Raw genomic sequence first — 26717 nt, 5'->3', positions numbered from 1 at the left:
CCCTTGGTCCGCAGCGGCAGCGTGTAGGAGAAGCCGTCGGTGGCGGGCCTGGCCTTGAGGTCGACGAACTGCTCGAACCCGGTACGAGTGGCCTCAACCACCACGTCCGCGCCGGGCACCGCGTTCACATAGGTGGCACGGGTGCCGTCCAGCCGGGGTGCGGGCAGTCCGCCGCGCCACTGCAGGGTGATCTGTTCCTCACCGGTGCCGAGGGTGACCAGATCGGTGGCGGGAGCGGCCTGCGCCGCGCGCAGGGACGACGCCTTAACGCCCGTCTTCCCGGACAGCTTCAGCCCGGACGGGTGCGCCTTGGCGGCGACCGAACCATCGGTCTGAGCGGCCAGGTCGACGTCGACATCACGCCAGGCACCTGTGGCGGGATTCTGGAAACGCACCGGTCCGGCAGCCAGCTCGGTGGTGAGCGAACCGTCCTTGTTGGCCCAGGTGGTCGAGGTCTCGGTCCGCTCGGAGAGCGCCTCGACCCTCTTGCCGGACAGCTTCGCCGCCACGCGCGCCGACGCGATGTCGGCCGCCTGCGTCACCGCCTGCGGCTTGGGTTCGGCCGCAGGAGTCCGCTGCGGCTGGGCGACTGCCGAGCCGGCGCCGTCCAGCATGGTGATGGCCAAGGCCAGGGCGAGACCACCCGCGATGTGCCGCAGGCTTCTTCCTGTCCAAGGCCGGTCCCGCTCCCCCGGAGCGGGTATGTGAATCGTCATGATTCCCCGGTTTCATGGTTTCTGACGCACCGTCTTGTGGTGCACCGGAGAACGTACAGAAGGAAAAAACGGTAGATGGATCACAAACGCCGCACAAAGTGACAGCTTGAGTTCCGGTTTGCCGAGTGATTTGCAGCACTCCTTCCTACAATTTTTGATCTTGTCCGCTTATTCACACCCAGGTGGCACTGCAGAGGCCAGCCAGACACCGAAGAAGCGGCCCGACAGGGCGCAGCGGCTTGACAGTCGCCCAGGGTCGCTTCCCGGGCCCACCCCTGTGCCCTTGGCCGTGCAGGTGTCAGGACCAGTACCCTGCGTGCCGTCAGCGAGCGTGGAAGCCGGTACAGCCCAGGCGGCGCCAGCGGCTCCGGTCGTCGCTCTCTGCGTGGTAGACGACGACCGTCCAGTCCCCCGCCCCCGTCACCGCCGGCGCTCCGGCGAAGTCTGCGGGATAGACGAGTGCCGTGCGTTCCGATGCGATACGCATCGGCGCGGACGTGTGTCCCACCCCTTCGGTCCCCGGTGGTTTCACTCCCACCACGACCCGGTGCGGTCCGGCGCCCTCCAGCGACACCCGCACGTCCGCCGTTCTCGCGCCGCTGCGGTACGAGACGGACGTCGACGTCGAGCCCTGTGCGGGTCCTTGGGGCGGACGGTCACAGTTCCCCATTCCCATCCGTGCCTCCTCTGCGTCGGCCGAGAGCCTCCAGCGCGCGTCCCCGGCGGTGCCGTCCCGCACCGGGCCCGGTCCGGTGTCCGGGCTCCGGCTCCCCTCCCGGGTCCGGCCGCCCGCGCTCGTACCGGTCGTCCCACCTCCGGATGCCGGGGGCCGGGCGCCGTCCTCGCCACCGTGCCGCGCCCACCACCGTGTCGTGGTGACGCCGGCGGTGGCGATCACCGCCGACAGGAGCGCTGCGGCCACCGCCTTCCTCACGGGGAAGCGCCGCTGCGGCGTCCCTGCGAGCAGGGTCTGGAGCAGCGTGGTGCCCGGGTCTTCGCAGCGGGCGGCGACGTCGGCCGGCGCCGGCCGTGCGGCCGGGTCCTTGGCCACGCAGGCCCGCACCAGTGCGACGAGTTCCGGGTCGTCGTCGGCCGCTCCTTCGAGGTCGACGTCCTCGTGGACCGCGCGGTAGGAGACCGCCTCGGCGGCGCCGCCGCCGAAGGGGGGCCGTCCGGTCAGCGCGTACGCCATCGTCGCACCGAGCGCGAACACGTCGGCCGCGGGAGAGACCTCGTTGCGCAGGAGGACCTCCGGTGCCGTGAAGCCGGGGGTGCCGGGTGCCGTGCCGGTCGCGGTGAGCCGGGTGTCGTCCACGCCGCGGGCGATGCCGAAGTCGATCAGCCGCGGGCCGCCGGGACCGAGGATCACGTTCTGCGGTTTCAGGTCCCGGTGAGTGACGCCGTGCGCGTGGACGCCCGCCAGGGCACGGGCCAGCTCCGCACCCAGCGCCCGGACCCGTACAGCCGGGAAGGCGCCTTCCGCGCCGACCGCCTGACGGAGCGTGGGTCCCGGCACGTACTCGGTGGCCAGCCAGTACGGCGGAGCGTCCAGCGACGCGTCGACCAGACGCGCGGTGCGGGTGTCACGGATTGTCCGGACGGTGGCCACCTCGCGCCGGAACCGGGGCAGGGCATCCGGATGCCCCGCGATCTCCTCGCGGATCACCTTGACCGCCACCAGATCACCCCGCACCGAGCGAGCCAGGTACACCTGCCCCATGCCGCCGGCACCGAGCCGGCCGACGAGTTCGTAGCCGCCCACGTACGAAGGATCCCGACCGGCCCGCAGAGGCTCCGCACCGCCGTGCCGCGACGACGGGGGCGCCGGGCGGGGCCGCTCGCCGGAACCGGTCACGGGTCGCCCGCCGGATCGCGGTCGGCGTTCTCGGCGTTCGGCGGGGTTCAGCGGCTGTCCCGCACGGTGGCGTACACGAGGACGATGAACCAGAGCAGGCCGAGCCCGAGCAGGATGGCGCCGAAGACCGCGAGGGGAACCGAGGCGGTGTGCTGTTCCGCGGCCAGGGCGTCGTAGTCACTGTCGCCGTACATCTGGGTGTGGCCCGCCGGTCCGCACCACTCGCCGGGCGACATGACGGCATCACCGCACTTGACCGGCCCGCTGCCGGGAAGACCGAAGTACAGCAGGGTCCCTCCGACACCGGTCATGAGCAAGGAACCCGAGAAGTCCGACAGGCCCGGACCGTCACTGCTCATGCCTCCGCCCCTCCCCCGCGCCACACCGGCCCTCTCACGCTATCGGCCGTCGCACCGGGACAGAACGGCTTTGCAGCAATCCGCCGGCTGCGGCCGCCCACCCGGCGTGACGGAGGAGGGAGCCGGCCGCGGACGGGCCACCGGTGCGGGCGAGGTCCCGGCTCCAGTCCAACCCACCCCGGTTCCGTCCTCCTCGCGGGGGCCAGCAGAGCACCGGTCAGGGCGTATCGCCGCTGGGTGGAAGCGGCAGACGGCGCCGACGCGGGGTCTGGGCAAGCGAAAGGGACAGCCGCCCCTTCCGAGTGCGCCGGGTGGGCCAGGCGGGGGCGGAGGAGGTCAGGACGAGGTGGTCAATGTGGTGGTGCTCAATTACGACCCCGTGCTCATGCCGCTCCTCTTTCGTCCTCCCTGGCCCACCGCGCGACCCACTCCGGGTCGCGCACGGGCACGGCCACCGGCGCCCGCGGGGGTATCTTCACGGCCGAGGCCCACGCGATCTGCCGGCTCACGCGCGGCAAGGTGAGGAGGTGGGCCAGGATCACGACGGCCTGACGGCCCCGGCCGCCGAGCACCCAGGCCCGGTGAACCGGAACTCGTCGACCACCCAGTCCCCCAACCGCCGCCACGGCCGCACCCGGCCGAGGAGCCGGCCGGCCGCGAGCGCCACGACCACGGTGACGAACACGCCCATCACGCCCACCTCATCCCGATCGGGGAGAGCTGCTCGATCCGCTCCGGCGTCGCGGTCCGGGGCCCTTGCCGTCCCGGGTCGGCGGCATCGCACTGGAGTGCACAGGTCCTGGAATTCCCGGCCGCTTCCCCTTTGGGCGGCTGGTAGGGGTTCGGTGAGATGCCCACGGCGTGTGGAGGTGGGCTTCCTTCATACGAGGTGTGTGTGGTTCCGGATACGGCGAACGGCGCCTCCGGACGAGCAGCCGTTGGCTTCGCGGAGGAGTGGACCGTGCCGGTTCACTCCTTCCCGTGCTCCAGGTACACGGTCACGCCTTCCTCCCGGGCCCGCACACAGGCCCGTACCCGGCGTGCCGCCCTCGGCAGAAGCAGCTCGTCGGCCAGGTCGACCTCGACGAACCTGAACTCCCGCAGCTCCTCCGTCTGAAGCCGGACCGCCGCAACCTGCTCCGGCGCGAGCCTTCCGCCGTCGAAGACGAACGCCACACTCTCACTGCGCCCTTGCCTGGGCCCCGTCCAGTCGACGCCCAGCAGCGCCCCGGGCGGCAGATCCAGACCCAGCTCTTCCAGGATCTCGCGGCGCGCCCCGGCCCGCGGTGACTCGTCCGCTTCGACCGCTCCGCCGGGGATCTCCCACGGCTCCTTGTAGACCGGGTCGACGAGCAGCACCCTGCCCGCGTCGTCGAAGAACAGCACGCCCGCCGCCATCCGTTTGCGCGCCAGCTGCCGGTCGTACTCCGTCAGGGAAGCGCTCGCGTCCACCATGACCACGAGCCTATGACGTGAACCGGCCGGCCACGTCGAGGAAGGGCGGAACGCGGGCCACGGCGGGGACGCAGTCCACCGGGGCCCGGCCCCTCGACGATCGTCCCGGAGACGGAATCTGCACCGGACGGTACTTGACGGCCGGGGCGTGAACGGAGGTACGCCGGGTACGCGCGGCCGGACACGACGAAGCGCCAACGTGCCATCGAGGAAGTGGGATCCGACCATGATGATCGCCGGAATCATCGCCGTCTGCGTGGTACTCGCCGTTCTGGCGTTCTTCCTGCCGCGGCTTTCCAAGCACCCCGAGCGCGGCACCCGGAAGACTCTCGGCCTGGGCTCCCGCGCCGGCGGCAAAGCCCCCGGCCCGCTGGGCCGCCTCTTCAGCAAGCCGTTCCGCAGCAGCTCGAAGGCGGTCGGCAAGAGCGGCTCCGCCGGCCGCCGCGCCCGGAGCCACATGCCCTTCTGACCCCGCGTTCCTCCCGGCCCGGCCCCCGATCCCCCTCGGCGGCCGGGCCGTGGCGCGTCCGCGGCGGGTCCGGCTTCCGGCGTCGAGGTCTGTCCGGGGCCGGCGATCTCGCGCAGGAAGTCACCGGCTCTGGAGTAGGGCATGAAGCCGGACCGGATCTTGTGCCGGGGCCCGGAACGGATGAGCGGGGTGGTGAGATCGTTCGTGTGAACGGGATCGGCGAAACCGCCGGGGATGCCCCACCACCAATACCCCAGAGCCGTCCTCCTCGTACATCAGCACATGGACGAGGACGCGCCACTGGCGGTCACGGCCGGGGGCCCTGCGGCAGGGCGAGGAGTTGGGACGGTGGGTACGGGTCCGGCGACTCGGATTCGACAAGTTCATCAGCGTGCAGCAGTGGAGGGGCGAACACGTTCTCGGTTGTCACCGCCGCCGGGAAGGAAAGCCGGAAGCTCGCGTGAGCCGAGCCGGGAAGTGGGCGATGCGCTACGTCGCCGCCCGCCGGCTCTCCGAGCGCGAGAGGTATCCGACGGTGCCGGGGAAGCATGTCGAGACCGTCGTCCTCAGCGCTGAGGGTGAGGGCCGGGAGCAGCGGGAGATGCCGTTGAAGCTCGGTGCGTGGATCGGCAGCCAGCCCTCCCGGGCCATTGCGTTGCCGCGGGAACGGATCGAGCAAATGCCCAAGATCGGCACGAAATGGTCGTGGGTAGCCCGTATCAGCGACTGAAGATCATGAACAAAATGACAGTCGCCACCACGCTGATGAGCAGAGAACCCAGACAGCCGATCCTGTTGCTGAAGAAGAACATGCCACTCGCCTACCCGGAATCCCTGATTACATCAGCAGCATCGAGCGCTTCCCGAGATGGGGGGCCCGCGTCGGGAGGGACCGACGAGCGGCAACAGGTGCGAGCTCGGCAGACCGGGGTGTGGGGGCGTGAGCAGGGGCGGACGGTACGGGGTGTGGGAACAGGACTTGAAGTGAGCTTCGCGCACGAGACGCGTTGCGGACGGCCTGGATGGCCCCCGCCCGGCCCCGGCCGGGGGCTGGCCGGAGCGTCAGGGGAGATCACGGTGACGGCCCACTCCGGTGGAGAAGAGGTAGAGTGGGGGCAGTAGCGCGGCGGCGCAGACGGTCCAGAGGGCGGTGTGGGTACCGGCCCAGGTGGCGAGGAGACCGGCGGTGAGCGCGCCGAGCGGCAACGCGCCCCAGGAGACGAAACGGACCGTGGCCATCACGCGGGACAGCAGCTCCGGGGGTGACTGGGTCTGCCGGTAGGTGCGGGTGGTGATCGAGCCGATGACGGTACCGAAGGCGAAGCCGGCGTTGCCCAGGGCGAACCAGTACGCGTCTCCTGCCGAGGTGGTCAGCGGGGCGAGCAGGAGCAGCGCGCCGCCGGCCAGGTCGGCGGCGATGATGCCCCTCGCGGTGCCGAGGCGTGTGGTCACCCGGACTGCGACGGCGGCGCCGACGAGCGCGCCGATCCCGTCCATGGCCAGGACGAGACCGAGTTGTACGGAGTCGAGGCCGGCCTCGCGGACCAGGTAGAGGGGGGTGAGGGTGACGAGGGCCGCGTTGAGGAAGTTGGCGGCGGTCGCCCAGATCATGCAGGGTCGCATGACCGGGTGCCCGGTGACGTACCGCCGGCCTTCGCGCATCAGCCGGAGGGCACTCTCGCCGGTGCGGGGGGTGGGACGGCTCTCGGGAAGGGTGCGCAGGAGCACGGCGGAGGTCAGATAGCTGGCGGCGTCCACGACGAGCGCGCCGACCGGGCCGGTCGCGCCGATCAGGACGCCGCCGAGGGAGGGGCCGCCGGTGTCGGTGACGGCGTGCGTTCCGGACATGACGCTGTTGCGGGCGGCCAGCTGCGGGGCGGGGACGACGGCGGGCAGGAAGGTCGAGTTGCCGATGTCGAACAGTACCGTCGCCGCGCCGGTGACGAGCGCCGCGAACAGCAGGTGCGGGTACGTGAGGGTGCCGAACCACCGGGTGAGCGGGAGCGATCCGAGCGCCACGAACCGTACGAGGTCGAGCGCGACCTGGAGCCGGCGCAGCGGCACGCGCTGTGCGACGACGCCCGCCGGGAGGCTGAGCAGCAGCCAGGAGACCTGGCCGGCGGCGGCGAGCAGGGCGATCTCGAAGGCGGTGGCGTCGAGAACGGTGAGGGCGACGAGCGGCAGGGCGAGGGCGGTGACGGCGGTGCCCGCGCCGCTGACGGTGGCGGCGGCCCAGTAACGCCAGAAGACGCCCGGCGGCGAGGTGTCCCGCTCGTCGTCGCGTCGGTCCTGTTCCGGGACCGCCCGTGTTCCGCTCATACGGCGCCCACCCCCCTGAATCTTGTCAGTCTCTTTTGGGAACTTAATCGTTCCGGGTGAGTTTCTATCGGGAACCGACCTCATGGCGCAAGATGGTCCCGATGGGCGGTCGCCGTGCGCGGAGGAGTGGGAACGCTGTGATGAGGTCGGTGCCCGAGAGGGACGCGGCCTGCGCGATCGCGCAGGCGGCAGCGGTGGTCGGCGACTGGTGGAGCCTGCTCCTGCTCCGGGAGGCCGCGCGCGGACACCACCGCTTCGACGCGCTCCAGCAGGAATTGGGCATCTCCCGGAAGGTGCTCACCGAGCGCTTGGCGCACCTCGTGGAGACGGAGGTCCTGGAGAGGGTCCCGTACCAGGACAGGCCGGTGCGGTACGAGTACCGGCTGACGGAGCGGGGCCGGGGGCTGCTGCCGGTGCTGCTGTCCATGCAGGACTGGGCGGACCGCTGGGTCTTCGGCGACGGCTCGCTCAGCGGTACCGCCGACGAGGCGGGCGCGGAGGCGCGGCGCGTCGCGGGCCTGGTGGGTGAGCGGCTGCCGCGCCTGGAGCTGCCGGGCCATCGGGACGGCACGCCGGTGGACCCGGTGGCCGGCGGTGCGGCCACCGTCCTGTTCTGCTATCCGGCGACCGGGGCCCCCGGTCCCCTGCCGGAGGGCTGGGCGGGCATCCCCGGCACCGTCGGCTGCACGCTGGAGAACCGGCTCTTCCGGGACGCGTACGAGGACTTCCGCGCAGCGGGTGCGGAGGTGCACGGTGTCAGCACCCAACGTCCGGACGAACAGAGGCTGTTCGCGGTCGAAGAGGGGCTCCCTTTCACCCTCCTCTCGGACGTCGACCTGCGCCTCGCCGCCGCCCTACGGCTGCCCACCTTCCGCGCCGGGCAGCTGCTGCGGCTGAAGCGGGCCGTGCTGGTGGTGGACCGCGAACGCGTGGTGCGGCACGCGCGTTTCCCCGTGGCGGACATCCCGGCCGCGGTGGGGGAGGCGCTGGCGCAGGTGCGGCGCCTGGCGAGGGAGGAGTGACGGTAGCTCTGCGAACTTTCCGTCCGGCTGCCGCGGACCACGGCGGGTGGACTTCCCGCCCTTGCGCCAGACCGCTCCCCCACCGTCTTCGAGGCCGACGGAGCGCAGCACCGCGATCGGCCGGACCCGGCCGGCGGGCAGAGCGACTGGGCGGGTGCGTCTGGAGGCCGACTACGGCCGCGTCAAGCAGTTGGATCACTTTGCCGGACCTCGTCGACACCGGTCATTTCCTGCTCGGCGTGATGCGGCGCATCGACGAGTGGTTGGACTCATTGTCTAAAGTTGGAAGTTTTGTCTATCGTGGGGGGTGACAGGGTGCCTGCCGGGTCGTAGGAACCGGTGACGGCATGACGAACGAGGAGAGGCCGGAGCCGACCATGAACGCCGAACAGCCCTTAGCCGTCACCGCCCCCGGCCTGTACGACCGGTCCGGAAAGCGCTATCCCCTGGACGGGCTCCGCTGGCGGGGGGAGGACGGCGGCCCTCTCGCCGTCAGTGCACTGCCGGGCTTGCGTCCCGAGCAGATCGACACCGCCGAACGGTCTCTGTGGCGCTACCACGCGGTCCTGCCCGTCGAGGCCGCCCGCCGGGTGAGCCTGGGCGAAGGATGCACCCCGATGATCCCGGTCGACTGGGCGGGCCAACGCGTCCACTTCAAGCTGGAGTGGTTCAACCCGACCTCCAGCTTCAAGGACCGGGGCGTGTCGGTGATGATGTCCCACCTCGTGGCACAAGGCGTCGACCGCGTACTGGAGGACAGTTCGGGCAACGGCGGTTCTGCCGTGGCCGCCTACGCCGCCGCTGCCGGCGTCCGCGCCAAGATCATCGTTCCCGCCGCCACCTCGGAGGCCAAGATCCTCCAGTCCCGCGCCTACGGAGCGGAGGTCGAACTCGTGGACGGCACCCGCGACGAGGTCTCGGACGAGGCGATCCGCCAGTCGGAGCGGATCCCCTACGCCAGCCACAACTGGCACCCCATGTTCATCCAGGGCACCAAGACCATCGCCTACGAGATGTGGGAGTCCCTCGGCTTCACCGCTCCCGACAACATCGTCCTGGTGGCCGGCGCGGGCAGCAACGTCATCGGGTGCGACCTCGCCTTCGGCGAGCTGCTCGAGATCGGCCAGATCGACCGGCGTCCGCGCCTGTTCGTCGGGCAGCCCGAGCACTGGGCGACCATCGCCGACACGTTCAACGGCATCGATCCGGCCGACCGCGGTGAACGGGTGCCGACGATCGCCGAGGGCGCGTCGATCGCCCGCCCGGTCCGGCTGCCCGAGGCGGTAGAGGCCATCCGCCGCTCCGACGGCGCCGCCTACGCCGTCCCGGAGGCGGAGATCCACGCCGCGGTCCGCGCCCTGAGCGCGCGGGGTCTGTATGCCGAGCCGACCAGCAGCGTCGCCGCGGCAACCCTCGACCACTTCCTCGCGACGGGCGACATCGCACCGGGCGAGACGACCGTGGTCGTACTGACCGGTGCGGGACTGAAGTCCGCCGAGAAGATGGCCTCGGTCTTCGCCCGGCCCGCCACCTGAGCCCGCACCAGAAAAGGAGAGCGCGATGGCACACCGCTCCCAGGACGATCTCGCCGACGAACAACCCGTAAAGGAAGAGGAGCCGCTGGTAGCCGAGGACGAGCACCTCATACGGGAAGCCGAGCGCATCGCCGTCGCCGTCGGACGCATGTTCCCGGGCCTGTGCGAAGTCGTCCTGCACGATCTGCGCCGGCCCGACAGCGCCATCCGCGCCATCGAGAACAACCTGTCCGGGCGTCAGGTCGGCGACTCCGCCACCGAGCTGGGGCTGCTCCGCATCGCCGATCCCGACTACCCCAGCGTCATCCAGAACTACAGCAACCGGTTCCCCGACGGACGCCCGGCCAAGAGCACCTCGATCGGCATCAAGAACGCCGACGGGCGTTACATCGCGGCCCTCTGCCTGAACCTCGACGTCAGCACGCTGTCCCCACTGGCGCTGACCCTCGCCAATCTCGTCGCCACGGACATCGGACACCCGAGCGAGGCTCTGGAGACGCTGCGCGACCGCACCGGACGCGAACTCCAATCGGCCATCGACGCCTTCGCCGCCCGGCACTCCAGCACCCCTCGCAGCCTCAACCGCGACCAGAAGCGCGAACTGGTCCGGCAGCTGCACCGCGAGGGGTTCTTCGAAACCCGCAGTTCCGCACGGCTCATCGCCGACCGGCTCGGCGTCTCCCGAGCAACCGTCTACAACTACACGAAGTAGCCGGGGACCTGTGTCAGGGACGACCCCCTCGAGACGAAGAGCTTGCTCACCCTCTGTACGTGGGCGTGAGCGGTGCTCTCGCCGATAGGGAAGCCTGCTACGAGCTTCACGTGGATGGTGCGCTCACACAGGTGCGCCAGAACGATGGCCGCACGCTGTGAGGACCGCGGCTTGTACCAGCGGTCTCCCCCACGGGTCCCGTCGCGGCCGGATACCCGAGGCGGCAGTCCCTCGGCGTGGCCGGAGAGGATCTGACGGCGCATGCGCCCGGCGCGCGCCGCCCTGCCCTCCCGCGTGCGCTGCTGCCGGGTCCGGGCGCGGCAGCCAGACTGGTCATCGTTTCGCGGCCGGGCATCGCCTGCCGGGTCGGGCCGCGACCGTCGGGCGGCCCGCGCCGCTCGACGACGGGCGTCCCGCACACCGCGGTGCGGTCTGCGAGGCGAATCGAGGAGGGGAAGACGTGTACAGACACTTACCGGGTCGGCCGCGCCGGACCGTACCGTTCCTGCGTGCCGTCGCGACGTCCGGCCTGTCGTGCGTGGCGTTGCTGGCTGCCGCATTGCCCGCGGCCGCCGCACCGGACGCACCCGTGCCCACCGGAACCGCGACCGTGTCCGCGCCGGTACCCCGCGCGGCGACCGTGCTCTTCGAGGAGGGGTTCGAGAACGCCCCGGGGGCTCCCCGACTGCTGACCGCGTACACCGGGGCTCCGCCGCTCGCCGAGACGTACACCGCCGACCCGGCCTGGCTGACCGCCTGCAACGGCTGGCTGGTCTCGGCGGCCGACCCCGCCACCGCCCCGGCCGGCAGCGGCTGCGGGACGTCCTGGCCCTCTCAGCAGGCCATGGCGTCGGCGCTGGCCGAATGGGCCGGCGGCGACCCGGCCGCCAATCACGCCGTCACCGCGTACACTGCGGGGAACCCCGGAGCCGGAAAGACGCAGTTGGAGACGGTGCAGCCGGTGCCGATGGCGTCGACCGGCCGCTTCCTGACCTTCTCGGTGGACGCGGCGGCCGTCAACTGCTTCGCCGCGCACCCGCTGCTGGAGTTCTTCCTGCTCGACGGAGAGCGGGCCGTACCGGCGTTCACCGATCCCGTCGACACGTGCACCGACGCCGACACGGTCACCGCGAACGGCACGCGCGTCGGCACCTACGCGGGTGACGACGCCGTGCTCTTCTCGGGCTCCTCGGCCGGTGTCCGCATGGTCAACGCGCAGGCCAGCGGGACCGGCAACGACGGCGCGATCGACAACCTCCGGATCCTGGACGCCACACCGCAGCTCAGTACGTCCTTCGACCCCGACCCGGTGGGCGTCGGCGACCCGACCACACTGAACTTCACCGTCACCAACACCACCGAGAAGGCGGCGAAGCGCGGCTGGTCCTTCACCGAGCAGCTGCCGCCCGGGCTCGTCGCCGACCCCGGCTCCGCCACCACCGGCTGTTCTTCCGGCACGGTCACCGTCGACCCCGACGGGCGCGGTCTCACCTCCGGAGGCGACCTCGCCGCCGGTCAGGAGTCCTGCACGATCACGGTCCGGGTGACCTCGGCCCGCAGCGGCACGTACACCCTGTGCGCCGCGGCGACCACCGCCCGGCACGGCATCGACCCGCCCGGCTGCACCTCGGTGACGTTCGTGGCGCTGCTCATGGACGCGCACGCCCAGGCCGTCACGGCCGCTCCGGCCGCGCCACTCGCTCCTTCGGACGTCACCTGCACCGAGGACCCGGCCACCGACAACGCCCAGCTCGGCAACACCCATGTCGGCTCCTCCACCGGTTCGTTCACCTCCGCCACGACCCACGCGGCGGGCACCGCAGGCACCGGTAGTGCCCGTACGGCCACCTCCACCGCCACCGTGAACGGGCTGCACCTCCTCGGCGGCCTGGTCAGCGCGGGCACGGCAACCGCCACGGCCACCGCGACCGCACCCACGGCACTCGGCGCGATCACCGTCACCGGCGCGACCACCCTGACCGGAGCCCGTGTCGGCAACACCACGCTCGCCGCCCACCCGGCGCCGAACACCGTCATCACCCTCCCGCAACTCGGCACGGTCACCCTCAACGAACAGCGGGTCTACGGCGACGGGCGCGGTCTCGTCGTCAACGCCCTGCACGTCCGGCTGTCCGACGGCACCGACATCGTCGTCGGCGGCGCCCGCGCCTCCCTCACCCGAACCCCGGGCCCCTGCCCCTCGCCCTGACAACGGAATCCCCTGATCGGCCCCGTCCAACTACCCCGGCGATCGCCGGCCCGCGCGGCCCCTCCCGTACACATTGGCGGCGAGGGGCCGCGCCGTGCCCAGGTGCAATCGACACGTCCCCCGGCGCCGGGTAGAGGGCCGGCCTCACGCGCCGGGTGGTCAACGGCGAGATCCGGCGGGCGGGTTCGCCGCCGGCGTGCCGGACAGCCGGGCGCGCTCCCGGGGCGACGGGCGAGATCGTCGGTCGAGGCGCTGGACGCCGGTGCCGTGCGGGCCGCGATGAGCAGGGAGCCGATCTCCGGAGGGGAGGAACAGCGGACCGGATCGCCGAGGCGCTCGGCACACCGAATGTGCGCGGGCAGAAGGCGGCGGTGACGTCCTTCGTGGTCGGCCGGTTCATCACCCGTGACTTGCGGTCGGCCAGCGTGCAGGTGCCGTCCGCGTTCTTCTTCAGATCCTTGCTGTACCCGGACGGCGTGACGAGCGTGCCGTCGGCGTTCTTGGTGAAGCGCACCGCCGCGCCGGTGGCGTCGTAAAGGAATTGCAGGTCCGGGTCGGCGGCGGCTTCTGGCCCACTCCGGCGATGTCGAAGTCGGTCGCGGCCGGCATCAGGTTGCCGTTGGACAGGTTCGCCCGTGCCACCAGGGCGTCGGTCAGGCGCGTGTCGGAGTGCAGGCGAAAGAAGCGGCTGTCCGGGAAGGTCCGGGCGGCCGCCTCTTCGGATGCCGAGCGGGCGGGCGGGTCGTACAACCTTGCGAGGCCCTCAGAGGTCATGTGGGTGCAGCATGGATCGCCGCACCCACAGCACCCGAGGGGAAATTCCGCTTTGTCCCATGCCCGTACGCCCCGCCGCCACCTCACCGCCGCCGTCGCCGTGGTCCTCGCCGCCGCCTGCGTGGGCACGCTCACGACGGGCGCGGCGGGCGCCGCGACTCCCGGGGCCACGACGACAATCACCGTTTCGAGCGGTACGGCCCAGGAGGGCGTCGCCGCGCTCCTGCCGGACTCCGTGGTCCTCGGCCACGGGCCGACCGGGTTCCTGACCTCGCACAAGGACGGCGCGACCGGTGCGACCGTCCACCGGTGGACGCGGTACGCGGACGGCGTCAGCACCGTCCTGCCCGCGGGCACGTACCGGGGCGGCCTCGGCACGGACGTGATCGTGAAGGCCGAGGGCAGCACGTACACGCTGCACGACATGGTCACGGGCGCCGCCCCCACGGTCATCGACACCAGCTCCCTGGGTGGGAACGCCACGCTCGCCTCGCTCCACGGCACGACCCTCGTCATGCGGGTCCCGCGTGCGGCGGGCGGTGTCGATCTCCACCTCGTCGGCAAGCCGGCCGGCACGTTTGAGGACCGTGTCGTCACCGGGATTCCGGCGGCCGCCCAGAACGTCGAGTTCCTCGTGGACGGGCCGAACACCCTGGTGATCCGCTACGCGGTCCCCGGGGAGGCGGACTCGCGCGCGGCCCTCGTGAATGTCGCCACCGCCCGGGTCGTGGGCGACCAGGTCCTCACGGCCTCCGGCACCAGTCCCGTCCTGACCGCGTCCGACGCCCATCTGGCCTGGACCGAGCCGTATGTCTACGGCAGCGACTCCCGGGCGCTCCGGGTGGCCCCGGTCGGCCGGCAGGAGTCCGTCCGTATTCCGATCGGCTCGGGTAACCGGATGGCGCTCGGGTTCTTGGGCGACGACTGGGTGACGTACGCCGACAGGGAGGGGCCCTGGTCGTACAGCCCCAAGCCTCTGCACGCCCTGACGGCCCACTCCCTGACCGACGGCCGGACGGTCAAGCTCCTCGACCTCACGCTCCGCATCCTGCCCGGCAGCGACGGCGAGCTGCTCGTACACGGCGCCACCCTCGAACACGGCGAGGGCCTCTACCGGGTCACCACCGGCCCGGACGGGACCCCGGCCGCCACCCTCGTGGCGAGCACCGGCCGCCCCCTCGCGTACACCGTCACCGGCGTGAACGTCCCCGCGACCGTCGACCTGACCACGGCGAGCGGCGACCCGACGCTGTCGTGGACGGCCACCGGCATCAGCATGGGGAAGCTGACCATCGAGCTGACGCACACGGCCACGGGCGTGCGCCGGACCATCCTCACGATCGCCACCCGTGACGCGGCGCAGAGCTGGGACGGTCTGCTCGACGACGGCACGGCCGCACCTCTCGGCGACTACACCTGGCGGATGACGACAGAACCCACCAACGGCATCGGCCCGACGACCGAGCGGCAGGGCACGCTGAAGGTCGTCGGCGAGCCGGGGCCGCACGACTTCTCGAACAGCACCGCGCCCGATCTGCTCTTCCGCAGCGGTGGCCGGCTCTCCGTCTTCGACGCCCGGCAGATCCTCGGCACCGATGACCGAGACACCCTGTCGGAGGTCGTCGTCGGATCCGGATGGGACACGTACGACCGGATTGTCACTCCTGGAAATCTGGGCGGCACCGCCCACGCCGATCTGCTCGGCCGGGACAAGAGCGGCGTGCTGTGGTCGTACGCGGGCACCGGCAAGGCCTCGGCCCCGTTCGCGACCCGGGTGAGGGTCGGCGGCGGCTGGGGAATCTACAACCAGCTCACCGCGGGCCTCGACGTCAGCGGTGACGGCCACCGCGACCTCCTCGCCACCGACATGGACGGCGTCCTGTGGCTCTACAAGGGCACGGGCTCCCTCAGCTCGCCCTTCTGGCCGCGCGTGCGGGTCGGCGGTGGCTGGGGGATCTACAACAAGGTCACCGCCACGGGGAACGTCGGTGGCGGCCCGGCCGGAGACCTCATAGCCCGCGACGCGAACGGTGTCGACTGGCTCTACCTCGGCAAGGGCGACGGCACCTTCGCCGGCCGGACCCGGGTGAACAGCACCTGGGGCTACTACACCGACCTGATCCCGCTCGGCGACGCCGACCGCGACGGCCGTGCCGACCTCGTCGTCCGTCATGTGACCGGCGGCGGCTCGGGCAGCCTCAGCTTTTACCGTGGCAGTGGCGACTGGCGGGACCCCTTCCCGAATGTGGAAGACATCGACGCATCGTGGCGCTTCATCGGCGACGGCTCCCTGCTGTTCTGACCCGCTGCCCGCCCCGTGCACCCCAAGAGAGCGGAGCCGCCACCCCGCTCGACTCGCCCACCTGGTGTCTGGGGCGTCGGCGGTTGCCTCCGGCAGGGTGACGCTGTCGGCCGCCGGCAGAAAGGCGGGAAACAGGGGGAGGGTGGTGAGAAGAAGAGCGGGCAGACCGCGTCGCATCAGGGTGGAGAGGGAGGATGACCGGCCGGTGCCCCGTGTGCACGGCGAGGAGATCACGGTCGACGGCGAGACGCAGCCGGTGACCGTGAAACCAGGCGTATGGATCTCCAACACCAAGAGCCGGCGAGACAAGCCCACCACCGACCAGCTCGCCGTCCTCGCCAAGCTTGGCAGGGACTGGACGAAGCCTGTTGCGGTCCCCCAGCCGCCCCGGACACCTCTTGACCACCTCATTGATCATTTCAGGATGAGGTTCGGAGGCGACGGAGGCGTACGGGGCCACCAGCCCGGCTGAGGCCACCGTCCCCGTCCCGTCCAGGCTGGAGGGCGGGGAGGGGGCGAGCGTGGTGCAGTTGGAGAAGGCGTCGGCGCGGGTGAGATCCACGTACCGGCGGAGTGCGTGGACCACGCTCACCGGTTGGGGGATGCTGCTCAGCGGCGCGGGGGCGGTCGGCTGCGTGTTGTGGGGCGTCAGCCCGTACCCGCCGCTGGTCACCGAGACGGGGCTGGCCGCGCTGGCCGTGGTTTTTGCCGTTGCCTGGATCGTGGCCTCCCGTCGGGCCCCGCAGCGCACCGGTCTTCCTCCGGACAGAGGCCGCGCGCTGGTGTGGTTGGTCGCCTGGCTGGTGCCGCTGGCCACGATGGCCTGCTTCAACCTCAGGTTCATGGTGTCCCCGGAGTACGGGCGGGAGACCGAGCGTCTGGAAGCGGCCCGGTACGGGGAGTATTCCGTCACCGTCGTCCGGCTAGCGGGGAACCCGGTCCGTGGCGACAACGCCTCCGACGAGCCGGTGTTCTTCGAGACCGACCTGGTCCTGCGCATCCCGTACGACAGCGGTCCGCGCGAAGTGACCGTGCCCAAGATGTACACCCGTCACAAGCCGCCGAAGGCGGGCATGAGGATCGACGTCTCCTACGCGCCGGGCGACCCCCGCCCGGACTCGCCGGTCCTGGAGGACGGTCGCCGCTGGGGCACGGGGGTGATCGGCTCCCGAATGCTCGTCCTCACCATCGTCCCGGTCATCTGTGCGGGAGCCATTCTGACGGGGGCGCTCTCGTACGGAACGCCGCGCGCGGCAGGGCGATTCACCCCGTCCGTACACCTGCCCGCCTTCGGCATCCTCCTCCTCGGTCTGCTCCTCCTCCTGCCGACGGCCCTGGGCCGGGAGGCCGGCGGCCCGGCCGGCCTGGCGGCCTTCCTGTCCTGCGTGACGCCGGGGGCCGCGCTGGCGTGGATCTGGTGCTCGTCCTTCCGACTGATCGATTCGGAATGAGTCGAGCTGCAGGTCCTGTACTCGCCGATCCGGGCCGTACCCCGGGCTGCCGCCTTCGCATGAATGCGGAGCTCCGCATTCGAACCGCGACAGTGAGGGTATGCAGCGCGCAGCCTCCGCCGGTGCTCCGGTGGGGGCTGCGTGCTGCTCAAGGGACTGGAAGGGCGGAGGGCGAGGGCTTCAGCCGCCCGGGGTGACGACCTCTCCGCCGAGGCCGACGTACACGGTGTCGAAGACCGGGCGGTGCTTGAGGTCCGTCAGGCCGCTGTACCGCCGGTAGTTCGCCGCCGTGTCGGCCGGGTTGGTGTTCTTCTGCCGGATGAGGAGGGTGGTGGAGCCGCCGCCGTCCAGGTTGATCGCGTCCATCACGCCCAGCTCCCTCAGCGGCTTGGTGACGTCCACGAAGAACCCACCGTCGTAGACCGCGATGTCGGCCTCACCCGTCACGGGGTTCTCGTCGCGGGGGCCGGTGAGCGTCGCGAGCACGGTGCGGCCCCGGCCGTCCACGCCCACGACCGTTCGGGAGTCCTTGCATATGATCTGCTCGTCTTGGCTGACCAGGCGCGCGCACGATGTCGGATCGCCCTGTCCGTCACGGTTGCTCGGGAACTTGTTCATCCCGTTCATGATCAGACGGTGGCCGCCGGAGACGATGTCCACGGACTCGTCGAGCGGTATGTCACGGCCGTCGAAGATGTCGGTGACCCTCTGCTCCAGCGTGAGCTTGGCACCCGCGGCGTACATCTCCTTCAGCCACGCGGTCGGCTGCGTACCGACGGTCTGGAGGACGTGCTTGCCCCTGGGAACGTCCTTGCCGCCGCGGACGGTGCTCCAGGTGGAGGGACGGGTCAGACTGCCGTCCGGCTCGATGACCACCTCGAAGCCCTCGGAGTTGTCCGAGCCGATCGCGGGGTTCAGGTCCGGCTTCGGGGTCTTCATCCCGTACCGGTCGTTGAAGAGGACGAATTCCGTCGGGTCCTGGTAGGCGGTCATCGACCGGCCCTCGGAGTCCGTGTACTTGCGTCCCTCCGCGTCGTTCGGGTCGTCGGGGTCCTTGTCGCCGACCCCGTCCGTCTCGTCGCGCGGGCAGGCCAGTGCACCGCCGGGGTTGCGGTTGACGTCGTCGACGACCTGACGGGTGGGGCCCCCGGCCGCCGGAGCCCGGTCACTGGTGACGGCGATGCTCGTCGACACCTCCGTGATGTACGGGATGCCGTACTGGAGGACGAGGGACCGGCGGCTGGTCTTGTCGGGGTTGCAGGCCGCGCCCAGCAGGACCCCGTCCCGGACCGTCGCACCGTAGCTCTGCACCGACTCCTCCTCCCCCACGACGGCTTGGGCATGGCGGCCCTCGGGGGAGAAGAAACTGCCGTTGATCCCGGCAACGGGGAGATTCTTGTTGAGGTTGAGCTGGTCGCGGACGATCTCGGCGTCGCCGGCGGCGCGCCCGTACGAGCTCTCGATCCGCAGGGCACCCCCGGCGGGGTCGATGCGCAGGACGTTGAGTTCGCGGCGCGGCTTTCCGTGGCGGAGATCCCCCGGCGGCGAGGCGGCCTCCTGGTAACGGAAGTGCTCGACGCCGGGGGCGAGGATCTTGTTGCTGTCCGTGGCGGTGATCGCTTCCCAGCCGGCCAGCGGCGGTGCGGCCGTGGTGGCGACGGCGGCGGAAGGGCCGGGAAGGGGCGCGACGAGCAGGGCGGTCGCCAGAGCGGTGACACCGGCCAGCGCGGCACGGCGGGTGCCGCTCCCGGCAGTGCGGCGGAGGACTGTGCTCACGAGCAGTTCTCCTCGGCGCTGAATCGGTGGGAGTTGAAGGTGTTGGCGTGGCTCCCGCTGATCGAGGTCGCATCGCCGGGCAGTACGCGGAAGGGCTGGTCCGCCGCGGTGAGCTGGTCGAGGTGCTTGGTGTAGAAGCACACCGTCTTGTCGGTGCGGTTCACGACCGACTCGACCTGGTTGCCCCAGACGTCGGGGTGGTAGGCGCGGTAGTCCTGGGTGACGCCGGTCGTCCGGCCCCGGCCGGACGGCTCCTGGAAGAGGCACAGCATGCCGTCGGCGCAGCGCTCGAACCCGGTGAAGCAGTGGCCCTGTGAGGGAGCCAGCTTGTGCGAGCTCACCTTGCCGCCGAGGTTCGGGGCGAGGGCTGCCAGGTTGCCCTTGGTCCCGGGCGCCACGGCCTTCACCTCACCGCCGTAGCCGGATTCGGCATAGAGGCAGGCCCAGTAGGGGGAGTTGTTGTACAGGGACTCGGCGCGGTTGCTCCACGCACCGTAGGACTGGGCATCGGAGTTCGCGGTCACTCCGTACGCGTGCACCGCATCGCCCTCGTCACTGGTGCCGTCGGCGGCACTGTAGAGGCAGAGGGAAGCAGTCGGACAGGCCTCGTAGCCGGCGGCACTCGCGGGCCAGGCCACGAGCGCCGATCCGAACAGGGCCAGGACGCTCGCCGTCAGGGCGGCGCGCAGTGTGGTGATCTTCAAAGCTCTCCTACGTGGTTTCCGGGGCGTTCGCACGAGCCGGGTCCCCAGGTCCGGCAGGACCCGTGACGGACTCCGGCCGCACTGCGGTGAGCGGCACGCGGCATGTGATCGCAGCGCGCGCGGCAGGAACTGCGCCCACGCGGCCGGCGAAGGTGCGACATCGGCGGCGTGGCTCGGCGCAGGCTGTGTGAACAGGCACATTGTCGTTCGCCCGGACGTACGGAACAAGTGGCTTTGTCGACGAGCGAGGCGCAGGACCGGGCCTCCGCCGACCTGAAGGAGCAGGTCGGGTCCGCGGCTCCTGGTTCAGGGCGAGGTATCCGCCGAAGGCGCCCTCGCCGGATGTCTCCACCGTGCGTTTGTAATCGCCGGGAAGGCGCGTGCCCACCTCTGCCTCGATCTGCGACCAGCCCACGTCCGGCCGCTGCGGGGGGAAAGGTCCAGGCCGTGATGCCGATGAGCCGCTCCGCCCAGTCCTCGTCCTGTCCGGTCGCTCCTGGAGGCGGCACCTGTACCCGCCTCGGCGCGACCGCCAGCACCGGCCGGCGTCGTCTACCCGGTGTACACGACGATCCGTCTTCCGCTGCCTCTGGACCGCGCCCTGCAAAAGGTCCCGCCTACCATCGGCACACACAGTCCCGACGGGCCCGAAGCCACCGTGGTCCGGATCGGTGGCAACAGTACGGACTGCCTCGTCACCTACCTCCTCGGCCTGGCCACACCCCTCACGGTGCTGTCCCCGGACGAAGTACGCCAGGAACTCGTCCGGCACGCCCAGGCCCTCCTGGCAGCCAATCGCTGAAAGCGACGGACGCCGAGGTGAAGGACGTCGCATTCTTCGGAGCGAATCCACGGGAACGCGGTCGCACAGCCCGCAGTGGGTTCGGCCCGCCCCGGGGTACTGCCGCTTCACACGGCCGTCGTGTCGCGCTGGAAGGTCCGGTCACGAGGGATCTTTCTCGTGCGTCGAGAGCAGGGCGTCGGAGTAGAGGGCGAACAGGAGGGGGGTGTCGGTGCCGTCGGGAGAGGTTTGCCGGAGGTGGTTCCAGCAGGTGGCCGCCAGGCTGCGGGCGCGTGCCCCGGACCAGGGTCGGGGCAGGAGTTCCGGTGGCAGGAGGGGGTCGGGCTTCATCGCCGTGGTGAAGTGGGCGGCGAGTTCGACGGCCATGGTGAGTCGTTCGGTGCCGGAGAGGGCCGGTTCCTCGGTGAGCCTGGCCAGGCAGCCTTCGGTGAAGGCTGCGAGGTGGTCGTGCTTTTGAGCGATCTCGGTGAGCGGCCACAGTGCGGCGGCCAGCGCGCGGGGTTCGTCGGTGTCCCCGATTCTCAGGTCCGTCGTGGTGAGGCAGGTGAGGGTGTCGATGACGCCGAGGTGCCGGGCGTGGGCCTCGACGACCTCGGCGACGGGGTTGGCGGCGACGTACAGGCCGTTCTGGATCGAAGCGGCGCCGAGGTGGAGCAGGTGTTCGCGCAGCGTGTCGCGGGCGGTGCGGCGCGATTCGGGGACGGCGAAGGCGAACAGGTGCCAGGTTCCGTCCCAGGGGTTGTGCCCGGCGTCCTGTCGATAGGCATGGCGGACATAGGCGGCGTCGGGTGCGAGGGAGCCGGTGACGTCGGTCAGGGCGCGGAGGGTGGCCCTGCGGCCGCGGCCTTCCTGGGTGAAGCGGCCCTCGGCCACGAGGCGCTTGACGCAGAGTCTGATCTGCGTCTCGCTCATGCTGAGCAGGTAGGCGACGTCGTACAGCTGGTCGGCGTCGACGGTGCCGTCCTTGCGGACCAGGGAGTGGACGACCAGCCGGGTGGGGATCTCCGGCCGCTCGGTGCGGCCACCGGTGTGGGTGCTGTCGGTCATCGGGTCTTCCGTTCGCCGGTTCCGTCCGTCGCGGTGATCGGGCGGTGCATGGTGGTGACCGCGCCGAAGCCCATCAGGCGCCGCAGGTAGGGGGTCTGTTCGGTGCGGTGGGTGGTGAAGCCGTGCCGTTCGTACAGTGCGCGGGCGCGGGGGTTGGTGTCGATGACGTCCAGGCGGATGCGACGGCAGCCGTGCTCGGCGGCGACCGCCGTGATCTCCGCGAGGAGGAGACCGCCGACGCCCCGGCCCCGGTGTGCCGCGTCGACGGCGATCCCGTCCATGACGAGTTCACCGGCGGCGGGAGTACGTTCGAACAGGGCGAGTACCGCCAGTCGGGGCAGGCCGCGGAGCGGACCGTAGGCGGACAGGACGTCTCCCGCACCGCCTCCGGTGAGCGCCCTGCCGCCGAGCCGGTAGCCGGCCACGCCGATCACCCGGTCTCCCGCGAGTGCGACGACGCCTCGATCGTGCTGGAGGTGGGCGGCGATGAACGCGCGTCCCTTCTCCGGCGGGTCGAGCGCCGGGGCCAGCTTGCGGCCGAACGCCTCCCAGTACAGGGCTGCCACCCGGTCTTCGCTGCCGGCGGGGACACCCCGGCGCACCGCCGTTCCGTCGCTTCTCGCAGGACTTCTGCGCTCTGTCATCTCCGTACCGGTCCTTCCATCGGGAGGATCACCCTTGCACGATCAACTCTAGTACGTTCATTGTGGGAACGATCGTTGTTGAGTTGATCGTATGATGAGGAGTGTTCATGGGGCTGCGGATGCCGAAGCGACGCGGATGGCGCTGGACGGTGTGGGCGCTGGTGGGCGTTCTGGTGGCGGGCGCGGGTCTCACCGGGTTGACGGTCTGGCAGAACACCTACGCCCTGCGCGAGGAGACGGTGGCGCTGCGGTACGAAGGGAAGTCGCTCAAGGGGGTGCTGGCCCGGCCCGATCGGGGCCCGGGGCCGTTCGGGCTGGTGGTGTTCGTTCACGGTGACGGGCCGGTCGATGCGACGCACGAGACGTTCTACCGGCCGTTGTGGGAGGCCTTCGCCCGCGCCGGGTACGCGTCGCTGTCGTTCAGCAAGCCCGGCGTCGGGGACTCGGAGGGCGCCTGGCTGGAGCAGAGCATGGACGACCGGGCCGAGGAGACGCTGGCCGCTGTGAGGTGGGCCCGCAGCAGGCCGGACATCGACGGCCGCCGTATCGGTCTGTGGGGAGCGAGCCAGGCGGGCTGGGTACTGCCCAAGGTCGCCGTACGGGATCGGCGGCTTCAGTTCGTCATCGCCGTGTCTCCGGCCGTCAACTGGCTGCGGCAGGGCCGTTACAACCTCCTTGCCGAACTGGATCGGGACGGCGCGAGCGACCGGGAGAAGGAGACTGCGCTGCGCCGGCGCGACGTCGTCCTGGACCTGCTGAGGAGGAGGGCGTCCTTCGCCGAGTACCGGGCCACGGTCGGTGATGCGGAGGGCATGACGGCGGCACGGTGGGCATTCATCGCCAAGAACCACCGGTCGGACGCGACCGCCGATCTGCGGGCCGTGCCCGGCACGCCGATGCTGCTCGTGCTGGCCGGCCACGACGTCAACGTGGACGTCGCCGAGACCGAAGCCGTCTACCGTGAAGCGCTGCCCGGAACGTCCTTGAGCATCGCTCACTATCCGAACGCCACGCACTCCCTGGTCGACCACGACGTGGAGAGGTCGGACTGGCGCCTGACGGCGACCGCGATTTTTGCACCTCGCAGGCTGTACACCGATCACTTCCTCGCGGATCAAGCCCGTTTCGTAGAGCAGTTGAACTCCGGCGAGGGTGTGCGGTGACCGGGATCGGAGCACGCCGCCCCATGGGCGTAAGTACGTGTCCTTGAACGTCGACCGCAGTCAGCCGGAGGGTGTCGCCGGTGCAGCAGAAGCGGCGGACGACGCCCGGGCCGGGCTCGCGCGGCTCGCCGGGGCACGGGTCGTACAGCGCCCGCCCGCCGGGCCACCTCGACAGCTCGGTGGCCAGGGCGACTCCGTCGTCGGTCTCCTCGGTCCGCCGGCCGTGGCGCTGCCGTTGAACGCCCCGGCGCGAGGTGTCCTGAGCGCGGTTCTCCTCCGGGCGGCGACGTTCGATTCCGCCGGTCCGTTCAGGCAGTCTCCGCCGTCCCCGCCGCCTCTCAGACACTCATACGGTTGGCGCCGTGAGCGGTGTCATACAGGCCTGGACCCGTATCGAGAACTGGCTTCATCAGCACCGATGCACCGTCGATCTCGAAGCTCTGCATCCTCCTGTCTCCGAAGAGGCACTCCAGTCCCTCCAGAGCACCGTCCCGTACCCGCTTCATCCACACCTCGTGGAGTGGCTCCGGATTCATGACGGCGCCCTTCAAGATCGTTCCGTCTGGCCGTTCCGTTACTTCCCCATCAGGGCTGAGGGGATGGAGGACGGGCCGCAGTATTTCGGGGAGGCTTTCGAGGATTTCCGCGCCGAGTTCACGGATGACGGTTTGGAACCCGAAGGGCCTGAGGGGGCATGGGACCCGCCGAATGCGTACGAGTTCTGGGTGCCCATCGCGATCACCGTCACCGGAGAGTACCTCGCGGTGGACCACCGGCCCGGTGACACCTACGGAACGGTCCGGGAGATCGACTACGAGTGCTCCTACATGTGGGGCGTGATCCTCTGGGAGAATCTGGGGAAGATGTTCGAGGAGATCGCGGACGGTCCGGAATCCGGCTCCGGTGTCCGGGGCCGCGGGCGAACGTACCGGCACGTCCCGCTGGTGGTCGAAGTTCCTCCGACCACCAGCATGCCGGAGTCGTACAGCACGCCTGTCGTGGTCGACGGCGATCCGGTGAAACGCCTGCAGTGGCGCATCGAGTGACCCGGGGGCGCCGATGAAGTACGGGGCGTTGTCCGGCGTCCTCTCCACGGAAGCCCGCGCCCCGGGCGTCCTCGGCCCCTCGTGCGGCATGCCGGGGCCCAGCCTGCATCAGTGCGTACAAGGCCGTGTGCCGCCTGGCCGCGATCCGACGACTGCCGAAGGAGACGTTGCCGGGGTCGTCGGACTTCCGGTACGTGCCCGCGCGGACGGGGAGCAGAGGACGCACCCCCTCCGCACGACCGACGGGACGGATCCGCTCCCGCGCGGGCCGGCCGCGCTCAGTAGCGGAGCAGTTCCGCGTCGACGCGCTCCCAGGCCGTCCGTAGCTCGGCGAGCCGTGCCTGTTCGAAGGGTGCTCGGTCCGCCTGTTCGCGAGCGTCCTCGGACAGGTGGAAGAGCTGGTCCCGGCCGGACTTGCCGCGGTAGTACTTCCAGTCCCCACGGCGCAGGGCCCGCTCGCCCCGTACCCGCCAGAAGAGGTCTCGCTCGGGCACCTCGGCTCCGCGCAGCAGGTACCCGGCAAGGCTGGAGCCGTCGAGGGGGTACGCGGGGTGGGCGCGGGCGCCGGCCAGGTCGAGGAGGGTCGCCGTCCAGTCGGGCGTGAACACCGGCAGGTCGCTGACCTGTCCGCCGTCGATCCGCGCCGGCCAGCGCAGGATCGACGGGACCCGGATCCCACCCTCCTGGAGGGAGCCCTTGTTTCCGGCGAGCGGCCAGTTGTAGGAGAAACGCTCCCCGCCGTTGTCGCTGGCGAAGAAGACGAGGGTGTCCTGCTCCTGGCCGGAACGCTTCAACGCGTTGAGGACCTGCCCGATCGAGCGGTCGAGATCCTCGACCATCTCCTTGTACTTCTCGATCGAACCACCGTCCTGGTGCCAAAGGGCGGAGCGGTCGCCGGCCTTGATCCGGCGGACGATCTCGGCGCTCGCGTCCTCGTCGCCATCGGCGATCCAGGGCCAGTGCGGGGTGGTGAAGTTGAGGTTGAGCAGCCAGGGCTTGTCGTGGTCGCGGCTGACGTACTCGCTCGCCCGCTCGGTGAGGATCCGTGTGTAGTAACGCAGGTCCTTGTACTCGGCGTCCCCCTCGTAGAGGTCGTACTCACCGGCGAGGCCGAGCTTGGAGTAGTACTCCAGGGCTCCGCCGAAGTTGCCGAAGAACTCGTCCCAGCCGGAGCGGGTGGGAGAGTAGTCGGGAAGGTGTCCGCAGTGCCACTTGCCGATGAGGGCGGTGGCGTAACCGGAGTTTCGCAGCAGCGAGGCGAGCGTGGGATGGGTGGGCTCGAGGCCTGCCGACTTGTCGGCGATCGGCTCGGCGAGTCCTCCCTTCGTACGGCCCGGGTAGCGGCCGGTGTAGAGGCTGAAGCGGGTGGGCGAGCAGGTGGCGGAGCCGGAGTAGGCGTTGGTGAAGCGGATGCCGCCGCGCGCGAGGCGGTCCAGGTGGGGGGTGCGGATGTGCGGAGACCCGTAGGAGGAGAGGTCCGCCCAGCCCAGGTCGTCGCCGAGGACGAAGAGGATGTTGGGCCGCCGGGAGTGGCGGCGCGGGCGCGCGGCGCGGAAGGGGCGCTCCCTCAGGTCGTTCGGGGTCGCCTGCGCGGAGGGCGCGGTGGCACCCAGGACGGCCGCGGCGGCGACACCGGCGGCGGCCCCGCCGAGGACGCGGCGGGACAGGGGCGTGGACATACGGATCTCCAGAAGGACGTGCGGATGACGGGCATGCCTCCGAACCCGGCGTGCGGGGACGGCACCGCGGGCGATGCGGGCGGAGGGGAATGCGACTGTGACCGGTGGAGCGGGAAGACCGGACGGTCAGGGGCAGCGACAGGCCGCGCTCGTGACACGGACGAGATCCACGTGCCGGCGCTGGACGAGGGTGACCGAGTGGCCACGCGGGGGCTGCATGAGCCAGGAGTCTCGCCGGGGTGGGCGGGGGCGTCAACCGTGCCGGGGCAGGTCGACGCGCGTAGTTCGCATGATCGACATGCCACCGCGCGCCGGCTGCTCCACGCCCTCCTCGTGATCCGCGTGTTCCTGGCGCGCCGCCGTTCGGCCGGCCGGCTCGAAGACCTTCGGCCTTCCCGGGCACGCTTCGCCGTGCGGGAAGCCTCAGTACGTCCCGGACACGTCCGGGTAGACGTATCCCCCGCGGAGCATCGCGGCCCGGGTGGCGGTCGCCATGACGCCGTACCGGTACAGCCGGCGTTTCCGCCGCGCGCGGATCACCCCGTACAGGCCCGTCCACGGACCCAGCCGGCTCAGGCAGCCGAACAGGATCGTGACGACCAGCACGCCCCACTCGTCCAGCACGCCGGTACCGCACAGACGGTGACGAGCACCAACAGGTGCCACGGCGCGTCCCGC

At 70.9% G+C, this 26717-nt stretch carries 26 protein-coding genes; 13 read left to right on the top strand and 13 right to left on the bottom strand.

What is annotated here, in order from left to right:
* From ACFY7E_RS18645 to ACFY7E_RS18625, 5 genes are all read right to left on the bottom strand, one after another.
* Positions 1-614, bottom strand: a 614-nt coding sequence (locus tag ACFY7E_RS18645; RefSeq protein ID WP_389486145.1) for a hypothetical protein, incomplete at its 3' end; no start/stop codon positions are given.
* 424 nt (positions 615-1038) lie between these two features.
* The gene (locus ACFY7E_RS18640; protein ID WP_389486121.1) at positions 1039-2478 is read right to left on the bottom strand and encodes a serine/threonine-protein kinase; all 1440 of its coding nucleotides are present in this window, start codon (positions 2476-2478) and stop codon (positions 1039-1041) included.
* 140 nt (positions 2479-2618) lie between these two features.
* Positions 2619-2930, bottom strand: coding sequence for a hypothetical protein (locus tag ACFY7E_RS18635; protein ID WP_389486119.1), 312 nt, complete (start codon positions 2928-2930; stop codon positions 2619-2621).
* A gap of 538 nt (positions 2931-3468) precedes the next feature.
* Positions 3469-3621: a hypothetical protein gene (locus ACFY7E_RS18630; RefSeq protein ID WP_389486117.1), complete on the bottom strand. Its 153-nt coding sequence runs from the start codon at positions 3619-3621 to the stop codon at positions 3469-3471.
* Between the two features lie 278 nt (positions 3622-3899).
* On the bottom strand, positions 3900-4385 hold the full coding sequence (locus ACFY7E_RS18625) for an NUDIX domain-containing protein (RefSeq protein ID WP_389486115.1): 486 nt from the start codon (positions 4383-4385) through the stop codon (positions 3900-3902).
* A gap of 226 nt (positions 4386-4611) precedes the next feature.
* Between ACFY7E_RS18625 and ACFY7E_RS18620 the strand changes: the two genes are divergently transcribed.
* Positions 4612-4854: a DUF6411 family protein gene (locus ACFY7E_RS18620; RefSeq protein ID WP_389486113.1), complete on the top strand. Its 243-nt coding sequence runs from the start codon at positions 4612-4614 to the stop codon at positions 4852-4854.
* Between the two features lie 484 nt (positions 4855-5338).
* On the top strand, positions 5339-5584 hold the full coding sequence (locus ACFY7E_RS18615; RefSeq protein WP_389486111.1) for a hypothetical protein: 246 nt from the start codon (positions 5339-5341) through the stop codon (positions 5582-5584).
* Positions 5585-5916: 332 nt separating this feature from the next.
* Here the strand turns inward: ACFY7E_RS18615 and ACFY7E_RS18610 are convergent, their stop codons facing one another.
* Positions 5917-7173 (bottom strand): MFS transporter, encoded by a 1257-nt coding sequence (locus ACFY7E_RS18610; protein ID WP_389486109.1) that lies wholly within the window; start codon positions 7171-7173, stop codon positions 5917-5919.
* 140 nt (positions 7174-7313) lie between these two features.
* On the opposite strand from ACFY7E_RS18610, the gene ACFY7E_RS18605 reads away from it, so the two are divergent.
* The 8 genes from ACFY7E_RS18605 to ACFY7E_RS18570 all read left to right on the top strand — a co-directional run bounded on the left by ACFY7E_RS18605 (position 7314) and on the right by ACFY7E_RS18570 (position 17178).
* Positions 7314-8195, top strand: a complete 882-nt coding sequence (locus tag ACFY7E_RS18605; RefSeq protein WP_389486107.1) for a winged helix-turn-helix transcriptional regulator — start codon at positions 7314-7316, stop codon at positions 8193-8195.
* A 377-nt stretch (positions 8196-8572) separates the two neighbouring features.
* The gene (locus ACFY7E_RS18600; protein WP_389486143.1) at positions 8573-9730 is read left to right on the top strand and encodes a pyridoxal-phosphate dependent enzyme; all 1158 of its coding nucleotides are present in this window, start codon (positions 8573-8575) and stop codon (positions 9728-9730) included.
* Positions 9731-9755: 25 nt separating this feature from the next.
* On the top strand, positions 9756-10442 hold the full coding sequence (locus ACFY7E_RS18595; RefSeq protein ID WP_389486105.1) for a transcriptional regulator: 687 nt from the start codon (positions 9756-9758) through the stop codon (positions 10440-10442).
* A 589-nt stretch (positions 10443-11031) separates the two neighbouring features.
* Positions 11032-12651, top strand: coding sequence for a choice-of-anchor P family protein (locus ACFY7E_RS18590; protein WP_389486103.1), 1620 nt, complete (start codon positions 11032-11034; stop codon positions 12649-12651).
* A 371-nt stretch (positions 12652-13022) separates the two neighbouring features.
* Positions 13023-13187 carry a hypothetical protein gene (locus ACFY7E_RS18585; RefSeq protein WP_389486102.1) on the top strand — a complete coding sequence of 55 codons (165 nt, stop codon included), beginning with the start codon at positions 13023-13025 and terminating at the stop codon, positions 13185-13187.
* A gap of 290 nt (positions 13188-13477) precedes the next feature.
* Complete coding sequence (locus ACFY7E_RS18580) at positions 13478-15727, top strand: FG-GAP repeat domain-containing protein (protein WP_389486100.1); 2250 nt, start codon at positions 13478-13480, stop codon at positions 15725-15727.
* 97 nt (positions 15728-15824) lie between these two features.
* The gene (locus ACFY7E_RS18575) at positions 15825-16199 is read left to right on the top strand and encodes a hypothetical protein (RefSeq protein ID WP_389486098.1); all 375 of its coding nucleotides are present in this window, start codon (positions 15825-15827) and stop codon (positions 16197-16199) included.
* Positions 16200-16248: 49 nt separating this feature from the next.
* On the top strand, positions 16249-17178 hold the full coding sequence (locus ACFY7E_RS18570) for a hypothetical protein (RefSeq protein ID WP_389486096.1): 930 nt from the start codon (positions 16249-16251) through the stop codon (positions 17176-17178).
* A 180-nt stretch (positions 17179-17358) separates the two neighbouring features.
* Here the strand turns inward: ACFY7E_RS18570 and ACFY7E_RS18565 are convergent, their stop codons facing one another.
* Both ACFY7E_RS18565 and ACFY7E_RS18560 read right to left on the bottom strand, forming a co-directional pair.
* A complete protein-coding gene (locus ACFY7E_RS18565; RefSeq protein WP_389486094.1) occupies positions 17359-18954 on the bottom strand; it encodes a phosphodiester glycosidase family protein in 1596 nt (531 codons plus the stop codon).
* Positions 18951-19658 carry a peptidase inhibitor family I36 protein gene (locus ACFY7E_RS18560; protein ID WP_389486092.1) on the bottom strand — a complete coding sequence of 236 codons (708 nt, stop codon included), beginning with the start codon at positions 19656-19658 and terminating at the stop codon, positions 18951-18953. Before ACFY7E_RS18560 ends, ACFY7E_RS18565 begins: the two co-directional genes overlap by 4 nt.
* Positions 19659-20217: 559 nt before the next feature.
* Between ACFY7E_RS18560 and ACFY7E_RS18555 the strand changes: the two genes are divergently transcribed.
* Positions 20218-20460, top strand: a complete 243-nt coding sequence (locus tag ACFY7E_RS18555) for a WYL domain-containing protein (RefSeq protein WP_389486090.1) — start codon at positions 20218-20220, stop codon at positions 20458-20460.
* 141 nt (positions 20461-20601) lie between these two features.
* Here the strand turns inward: ACFY7E_RS18555 and ACFY7E_RS18550 are convergent, their stop codons facing one another.
* The gene (locus ACFY7E_RS18550; protein ID WP_389486088.1) at positions 20602-21507 is read right to left on the bottom strand and encodes a PaaX family transcriptional regulator C-terminal domain-containing protein; all 906 of its coding nucleotides are present in this window, start codon (positions 21505-21507) and stop codon (positions 20602-20604) included.
* Positions 21504-22151 (bottom strand): GNAT family N-acetyltransferase, encoded by a 648-nt coding sequence (locus ACFY7E_RS18545; protein ID WP_389486086.1) that lies wholly within the window; start codon positions 22149-22151, stop codon positions 21504-21506. Before ACFY7E_RS18545 ends, ACFY7E_RS18550 begins: the two co-directional genes overlap by 4 nt.
* A 107-nt stretch (positions 22152-22258) precedes the next feature.
* Here ACFY7E_RS18545 and ACFY7E_RS18540 point away from each other — a divergent pair, with 107 nt between their 5' ends.
* Together ACFY7E_RS18540 and ACFY7E_RS18535 are read left to right on the top strand one after the other, a co-directional pair.
* Positions 22259-23314, top strand: a complete 1056-nt coding sequence (locus ACFY7E_RS18540; RefSeq protein WP_389486084.1) for an alpha/beta hydrolase family protein — start codon at positions 22259-22261, stop codon at positions 23312-23314.
* A 362-nt stretch (positions 23315-23676) separates the two neighbouring features.
* Positions 23677-24360, top strand: a complete 684-nt coding sequence (locus tag ACFY7E_RS18535) for an SMI1/KNR4 family protein (protein WP_389486082.1) — start codon at positions 23677-23679, stop codon at positions 24358-24360.
* Positions 24361-24638: 278 nt separating this feature from the next.
* On the opposite strand, the gene ACFY7E_RS18530 is transcribed toward ACFY7E_RS18535, so the two are convergent.
* From ACFY7E_RS18530 to ACFY7E_RS18520, 3 genes are all read right to left on the bottom strand, one after another.
* On the bottom strand, positions 24639-26039 hold the full coding sequence (locus ACFY7E_RS18530; RefSeq protein WP_389486080.1) for a sulfatase: 1401 nt from the start codon (positions 26037-26039) through the stop codon (positions 24639-24641).
* A gap of 126 nt (positions 26040-26165) precedes the next feature.
* Positions 26166-26258, bottom strand: a complete 93-nt coding sequence (locus tag ACFY7E_RS18525; protein ID WP_383446154.1) for a putative leader peptide — start codon at positions 26256-26258, stop codon at positions 26166-26168.
* 204 nt (positions 26259-26462) lie between these two features.
* Positions 26463-26663: a hypothetical protein gene (locus tag ACFY7E_RS18520; RefSeq protein WP_389486078.1), complete on the bottom strand. Its 201-nt coding sequence runs from the start codon at positions 26661-26663 to the stop codon at positions 26463-26465.
* Positions 26664-26717 lie beyond the last annotated feature (54 nt).

It is taken from the genome of Streptomyces sp. NPDC012825 (assembly GCF_042900925.1).
Lineage (GTDB): Bacteria > Actinomycetota > Actinomycetes > Streptomycetales > Streptomycetaceae > Streptomyces.
Note: the sequence above shows the minus strand (reverse complement) of the source record. Positions and strands in the feature narration are given on the sequence as shown.

Coding starts and splice junctions, on each gene's coding strand:
- ACFY7E_RS18595 (WP_389486105.1), top strand. CDS start 9,756: ATGGCACACCGCTCCCAGGACGATCTCGCCGACGAACAACCCGTAAAG.
- ACFY7E_RS18610 (WP_389486109.1), bottom strand. CDS start 7,173: ATGAGCGGAACACGGGCGGTCCCGGAACAGGACCGACGCGACGACGAG.
- ACFY7E_RS18550 (WP_389486088.1), bottom strand. CDS start 21,507: ATGACCGACAGCACCCACACCGGTGGCCGCACCGAGCGGCCGGAGATC.
- ACFY7E_RS18625 (WP_389486115.1), bottom strand. CDS start 4,385: ATGGTGGACGCGAGCGCTTCCCTGACGGAGTACGACCGGCAGCTGGCG.
- ACFY7E_RS18525 (WP_383446154.1), bottom strand. CDS start 26,258: ATGCAGCCCCCGCGTGGCCACTCGGTCACCCTCGTCCAGCGCCGGCAC.
- ACFY7E_RS18605 (WP_389486107.1), top strand. CDS start 7,314: ATGAGGTCGGTGCCCGAGAGGGACGCGGCCTGCGCGATCGCGCAGGCG.
- ACFY7E_RS18600 (WP_389486143.1), top strand. CDS start 8,573: ATGAACGCCGAACAGCCCTTAGCCGTCACCGCCCCCGGCCTGTACGAC.
- ACFY7E_RS18545 (WP_389486086.1), bottom strand. CDS start 22,151: ATGACAGAGCGCAGAAGTCCTGCGAGAAGCGACGGAACGGCGGTGCGC.
- ACFY7E_RS18620 (WP_389486113.1), top strand. CDS start 4,612: ATGATGATCGCCGGAATCATCGCCGTCTGCGTGGTACTCGCCGTTCTG.
- ACFY7E_RS18530 (WP_389486080.1), bottom strand. CDS start 26,039: ATGTCCACGCCCCTGTCCCGCCGCGTCCTCGGCGGGGCCGCCGCCGGT.
- ACFY7E_RS18615 (WP_389486111.1), top strand. CDS start 5,339: ATGCGCTACGTCGCCGCCCGCCGGCTCTCCGAGCGCGAGAGGTATCCG.
- ACFY7E_RS18630 (WP_389486117.1), bottom strand. CDS start 3,621: ATGGGCGTGTTCGTCACCGTGGTCGTGGCGCTCGCGGCCGGCCGGCTC.
- ACFY7E_RS18540 (WP_389486084.1), top strand. CDS start 22,259: ATGGGGCTGCGGATGCCGAAGCGACGCGGATGGCGCTGGACGGTGTGG.
- ACFY7E_RS18635 (WP_389486119.1), bottom strand. CDS start 2,930: ATGAGCAGTGACGGTCCGGGCCTGTCGGACTTCTCGGGTTCCTTGCTC.